This window comes from Pseudomonas sp., assembly GCF_037994325.1.
In the GTDB taxonomy this organism is placed as follows: Bacteria; Pseudomonadota; Gammaproteobacteria; order Pseudomonadales; family Pseudomonadaceae; genus Aquipseudomonas.
This window is the reverse complement of sequence record NZ_JBBNAH010000688.1, coordinates 1-4,566: the sequence shown is the minus strand read 5'-3', so window position 1 is coordinate 4,566 and position 4,566 is coordinate 1. Positions and strand designations below refer to the sequence as shown.

Genomic DNA, 4,566 nt, shown 5'->3' with positions numbered 1-4,566 from the left:
GTTAGGGGTTTTGACTTAGCAGCGCGCTTTTATGCACCCAGTCGGCGGTGTTGAAGGGTTTGCGGATCAGGCGCTGTTCGCTGGCCAGTTTGATTGAGCTGTCGAGCTTGCGCAGAAAAGGCGCGTCGAGTTGGGTTTGGAACAGTTGCCCGAGTTTTTCTTCGCCCAAATCGCTTTGCAAGATGGTGGCTGGGTAACCGGAAAGTGTTGCGACCAGGTTGATGTAGGCGGCTTTGTTGGCTTCGTCGCTCACCCACTGCTCGGCGATTTTCTGTGCGGCAAGCAGGCGTTTAACGATATCCGGATGAGCGTCGACAAACGCGCCGTCGCCCACCAGTACGCTCTGAATGCTGCCGGCGCCGTTGAGGTCTTTGGTGGTCAGGGGAATATTGACCAGGCCACGGGCGCGCAAGGCGGTGAGGTTGGAGGCGCCCCAGGTCGCGTCAATCTGTTTGGCCACCAGGGCGGAGGTGGCGGCGCTGAAGTCGAGATTGATGACTTTAAAGTCTTTTTCCGTCAGGCCCTGGCTGACCAGCGCCGCATCAAACGACAGCTGCGCGGCGGTGCCACGGAAGATGCCCACGCGTTTGCCCTTCAGCTCGGCCAGGCTGTTGATGCCCGAACCCGGTAGAACACCGAGGTACAGCTTGATATCCCGTGCGGTGGCGCTAAGCAAGCGGGTGTCCAGGCCGTTGGACTTGCCGACGATGGCGGCCAGGTCGCCGAGGTAGGCCAGGTCCACTTGGCCATTGGCGAAGGCTTCATTAATAGCCGGGCCGGCGCCTTTGAAGAAATTCCATTGCACCTTGATGCCTTGCTCGGCCAGGGCTTTTTCGAAGAGTTGCTGATCACGGACCACATCCACCAGCCCACCGCCGCTGTGGGTGGCGACCACGCTGAGGTCGGGCACCGCAATGCGGATTTCCTTTAGCGGCTCAGGCTCGCCATGGGCAACCACCGGCAGCATGCCCAGCAGCCCGGCCAGTAAGGGCGAAGCAAACAGGCTCAAGGCCCAATGAAGTGACGCTTTCATAGCAGCAGGCTCCCCACCCGTGACCGGCTGGCTGCCGGCTGTGGCGAGAGATAAGACACAGCCCATGCAAAACAATAAATACTATTAAATTATTTTTTAGTAACTAAAGGAGATAAACAACAGCAACAGCGGTCTACGCGGCAGATGCAGGGAATGCATAAAAAGTATTCATCAAAGGCATTTGCTCGCGTTGAGGCGCGGCCATTAAATGCGGTTCTTAGCTTATAAAAGCGTAGATAACCAGATTTGATATACCTATGAAGAATATATCTAAGCCCTCCTCCACCGCACCAGCGCCTAGGGGTCATTGATATGGCAGCCACTCGCACCCTTAGCCTGGCGACGCCATCGCGGCGCTTACGCGTTAACGCCGATCAAGCTCGCCACGCACTTCTGCCGTGGGCCGTACCGATTTTGCTGTTTCTGCTGTGGGCCTTGGCGGCGCGCTATGGCTGGATGTCGGCGCAAACCCTGCCGGCACCTTCGCTGGTGTGGCAAAGCGCGGTTGAGCTCAGCCAGCAGGACTTGTTCAGCAATTTGTGGATCAGCTTGCAACGCTTGTTCTGGGGCTTGTCCGTTGGCGTAGCGGTTGGCGCCGTGCTGGGCGCGACCTTGGGTTTTAGCCCGCGCGCGGAGCGCTTGGTGTTTCCGACCTTTAGCGCCTTGGCGCAGATCCCTACGCTGGCGTGGATTCCGCTGTTTATGTTGCTGTTTGGCATTGGCGAAACGCTCAAGCTGGTGGTGCTGGTCAAGGCCGTTGTGGTGCCGGTGACCATCCACACCTTGGTGGGTGTGCGGGATGCGCAGCCGAAACTGCGTGAGGCCAGCGCCGTATTGCGCCTGCCGCCGCACTTGCTGATTTGGCGCCTGGTGCTGCCCGCTGCCCTGCCCTCGTTTATGGCGGGTTTACGTTTGGCCCTGGCCACCGGCTGGTCGTCGTTGTTGGCGGTGGAACTGCTGGCCTCCAGCGAAGGCATTGGTTACCTGATGGTCTGGGGTCGGCAGCTGTTTATGCTCGATGTGGTGTTTGTCTGCATCCTGATTATTGGGGTGGTGGGCGTGCTGATGGACCGCGGCATCAATCTGCTCGACCGCCACTTGCTGTTCTGGCCACACCCACCGACCGCCGAATTTCGCCGCCGCCCGCTGGGTAATGGTTGGCAACGTGTGCAGCCGTGGTTTTTGCCGCTGGGCCTGGTCGCGCTGTGGCAGACGGTCAGCCACTTGCAGTGGGTGGACAGCAATATTCTGGTTAGCCCCTGGCAGGTGCTGCTCAGCACCTATGACGGTGTTAGCGACGGCAGCCTGCCGCGGGCCATGGGCGCCAGCCTGTTGCGGGCGGTTGCCGGTTTAGCCTTGGGCGGCGGGGTGGGGTTTGTGCTCGGCGTGGTGCTTGGCCTGTCGGCACGCAGTGAGCGGGTGCTTGGCCCGAGTTTGTCGGCGCTGCGCCAGATCGCGATTTTTGCTTGGGTACCGCTGCTCACCGCCTGGTTTGGTTTGGGCGAGTTGGCCAAGTTGGTGTTTGTTGGCTTGGCGGCGTTTTTTCCGCTGCTGATCGCCACCCAACGCGGTATTCGCAACCTGTCGCCGCAACTGGGCGAAGCAGCCCAGGCCTTGCGCCTTAACCTTTTTCAACGGCTGCGCCTGTTGGTGTTGCCCGGTGCCACGCCGGCGATTTTCGCTGGCCTGCGTTTGGGTTTGATCTACGCCTGGCTGGGCACCATTGGTGCGGAATATTTCATGGCCTCGGGCTATGGCATTGGCACCTTGATGATTGGCGCTCAGCAGTTGTTTCGTATGGACCAGGTGATGGCCGCCATGCTGCTGATCGGCCTGACCGGTGCCGCCCTCAATGCCCTCGGCCAATTTATTGAAGCGCGCGCCACGCGCTGGAGAACCGCATGACCACCCTCGCCTCACCAGCCCCGCTGGTGCGCTTTACCCATGTGGGCAAACAGTTCGCCGTTGACGGTGGCGAGCTGGAGGCCATTCGTGAATTCAACCTGGATATCGCCCCGGGCGAGTTCGTCGCCATTGTCGGTTCCAGCGGCTGCGGTAAATCCACCCTGCTGCGCTTGCTGGTTGGCCTGGACGGTGAGTTTCGCGGGCAGATTGAGGTGGCCGGCAAACCGGTGCAGGGCATCGGCGGCGACCGCGGCATCGTGTTTCAGGAACACCGCTTGTTCCCCTGGCTGACGGTGGAACAAAACATCGGCCTGGGTTTGGTTAATGAGCACCTGAACCAAGCCGAACGTTTTCGCCGCGTCAGCGAATTTATTCACTTGGTCGGTTTGCAGGGCTTTGAGCGCGCTTACCCGCATCAGCTGTCCGGCGGCATGGCACAGCGTGTGGCGATTGCCCGTGGCCTGGTGGCCAGCCCGCAAATTCTATTGTTGGACGAACCCTTCGGCGCCCTTGATGCCCTGACCCGCCAGCAGATGCAAGACGAGCTGCTGGCCATCCGCGCCCGCGCGCAAATCACCACGCTGCTGGTGACCCACGATGTGGAAGAGGCGATTTTCCTCGCCGACCGCGTGGTGGTGATGGAACCACGGCCAGGGCGGATCAAGCGCGTGGTGGCGATTGACCTGCCCCATCCGCGCACCCGCAGCAGCTTTGAATTCCACCAACTGCGCGAAGAATTGCTGCATGAACTGACCAGCGATGGCGCCTATGTGCCACCGCCGGTGGTGCGGGTTGAAGACCTGCCGCTGGCCTATATCGCCTATTAACTGGGCTACAAAACGAACGCAAAGGACGTGTCTGCCATGAGTAAACGCCCCAACTTCCTGGTCATTGTCGCCGACGACTTGGGCTTCTCCGACCTCGGCTCGTTTGGCGGCGAAATTGCCACGCCTAACCTGGATGCCCTGGCCAACGCCGGCGTGCGCCTGACCGACTTCCATACCGCGCCAACCTGCTCGCCAACCCGCTCGATGCTGTTGACCGGCACCGACCACCATATCGCCGGCATCGGCGCCATGGCCGAAGCACTGACGCCCGAGCTGATCGGCAAACCGGGTTACGAGGGCTACCTCAACGACCGCGTTGTCGCCCTGCCCGAGCTGTTGCGGGAGGCCGGTTACGAAACGTTGATGGCGGGCAAATGGCACCTGGGTTTAACCGCCGATTTGGCCCCGCACGCCCGTGGTTTTGAGCGCTCTTTCTCGCTGCTGCCCGGCGCCGCCAACCACTACGGTTACGAGCCGCCGGAAGACGAAAACACGCCGCCAATCATCAAGGGCACGCCGGTGCTCTATATCGAAGACGATAAGTTCGTCGACAAGCTGCCGGACGACTTCTATTCCTCCGACGCTTTTGGCGACAAGCTGCTGCAGTACCTCAAAGAGCGCGACCAGGCGCGGCCCTTCTTCGCCTACCTGCCCTTCTCCGCCCCGCACTGGCCGCTGCAAGCGCCCGCCGATGTGGTGGCCAAGTACAAAGGCCGCTACGACGCCGGCCCCGAAGTGCTGCGCCAGGAACGCTTGGCCAAGCTCAAGGAATTGGGCCTGGTCGCTGACGATGTAGAAGCC

The 4,566-nt window shown here is 60.8% G+C and carries 4 protein-coding genes; 3 read left to right on the top strand and 1 reads right to left on the bottom strand.

What is annotated here, in order from left to right; genetic code table 11:
• Nucleotide 1 precedes the first annotated feature (1 nt).
• Nucleotides 2-967 (bottom strand): ABC transporter substrate-binding protein, encoded by a 966-nt coding sequence (locus AAAB16_RS22755; RefSeq protein WP_340665389.1) that lies wholly within the window; start codon nucleotides 965-967, stop codon nucleotides 2-4.
• A 378-nt stretch (nucleotides 968-1,345) separates the two neighbouring features.
• Here AAAB16_RS22755 and AAAB16_RS22750 point away from each other — a divergent pair, with 378 nt between their 5' ends.
• The 3 genes from AAAB16_RS22750 to AAAB16_RS22740 all read left to right on the top strand — a co-directional run.
• Entirely contained in the window at nucleotides 1,346-2,938 is a 1,593-nt protein-coding gene (locus AAAB16_RS22750; protein WP_340665388.1) for an ABC transporter permease, read from the top strand.
• On the top strand, nucleotides 2,935-3,765 hold the full coding sequence (locus AAAB16_RS22745; RefSeq protein ID WP_340665387.1) for an ABC transporter ATP-binding protein: 831 nt from the start codon (nucleotides 2,935-2,937) through the stop codon (nucleotides 3,763-3,765). Before AAAB16_RS22750 ends, AAAB16_RS22745 begins: the two co-directional genes overlap by 4 nt.
• A 36-nt stretch (nucleotides 3,766-3,801) precedes the next feature.
• Nucleotides 3,802-4,566, top strand: a 765-nt coding sequence (locus AAAB16_RS22740; protein ID WP_340665386.1) for a sulfatase-like hydrolase/transferase, incomplete at its 3' end; no start/stop codon positions are given.